The organism is Globicatella sp. HMSC072A10 (assembly GCF_001811625.1).
GTDB lineage: Bacteria > Bacillota > Bacilli > Lactobacillales > Aerococcaceae > Globicatella > Globicatella sanguinis.
Genome location: NZ_KV805787.1, coordinates 1 through 1,289 on the forward strand (window position 1 = coordinate 1; position 1,289 = coordinate 1,289).

The window sequence follows — 1,289 nt, forward strand, 5'->3', positions numbered from 1 at the left end:
AAAAAGTGGGGAATCTTAAGTGAGACAAATCGTGATTTTTAAGTTGACTTTTATAAGTGTCACTTTCTTTTTACACAATATTATGGACTTTTTCAAAACACGGCTCTAGAAGTCTTAAAAAATAATTTATTTAGATAATCGAATTATGATTTTTAGCATAATAATATGAAACAGAAGCAATAAAATGCCAAAGCAGTACACTATCATGGAGGACCAATGAAAAAAGACCTATTTAATGAATTTAAAATAATTTGTGTACATTTAAACAATGTTGGAATTGTGCCAACTTTAATGGGCTCCTTAGGTTTAGAGTTTATTTCAAAAACTTCTTGGGATCCATCAGATATAGACATTCATGTTCCAGGTGATCCAAGAGGATGGGAGGCTCCTGACCAGCTTAGAATTTATAATTGGGGTACAATATCCAAAGTCATGGAAGATCTAGGCTATGAATTAATAGACCTTCATGAACATGAATTTCAAAAAAACGGCCTTAGTGTAGAGTATGGCACCATTGATTCCCTATACGACTTTGCGGGAATAAGAGTATCAGACCTAGACCTCATTCAAGTAGATGGTATAACGTTTCGTCTTCCCAACCTAAGGCAGTTTTTAAAAATCTATCAAGCTTCTTCAAAGGATTCTTATAGAAATGACAATAATAACAATAAAGATTTTAAGAAAATTGATTTTTTGAAAAAGCATATATAGCTAAGAGTTAATGTTAGACAAGTATTTTTCCTAACCTTAAGTGGAGCTTTTACTTTTAAGTTAATATATACTTGGAAATGCAAGTTATAGCGCTTTGATTATTCGATATTACTTATTTATAGCAAATATAGTTTGGTTAAATTTTTGTCTAGCGAAGTTAAGTACAGCTAACTTTTAAATATTAATCATCTAGCTTTATTTAATTTTCTATAGTTAGTGTTTGAGTTTTACGGTCTGTTAGCCTAACCAAACCCTAATACGTGAGATATGTCTTCGATTATATTACAATAGAAATAGATAGTTTGAAACAGATTATTATTTCTAAAAGGAGAGGTATTATGGGATTATTAGTAGACGGTGTTTGGAAAGACCAATGGTATGATACCAAATCAACAGGTGGTCGTTTTGTACGTAAAGATTCACAATTCAGAAATTGGATTACAATAGATGGTGCACCAGGTCCGACTGGTGAAGGGGGCTTTAAAGCGGAAGCTGGGCGCTACCATCTATACGTCTCACTCGCTTGTCCATGGGCTAGTCGCACTTTAATGATGCGTAAATTAAAAGGTTTAGAAGAT

1 protein-coding gene and 1 pseudogene are annotated in these 1,289 nt (G+C 32.7%); both read left to right on the forward strand.

The annotated features are described in order from the left end of the window. The first annotated feature begins 216 nt into the window (after nt 1–216). Nucleotides 217–711, forward strand: a complete 495-nt coding sequence (locus HMPREF2811_RS08610; RefSeq protein ID WP_071408981.1) for a phosphoribosylanthranilate isomerase — start codon at nt 217–219, stop codon at nt 709–711. A gap of 338 nt (nt 712–1,049) precedes the next feature. Next, nucleotides 1,050–1,289: pseudogene (locus HMPREF2811_RS08615) on the forward strand (glutathione S-transferase family protein); the annotation flags it as partial.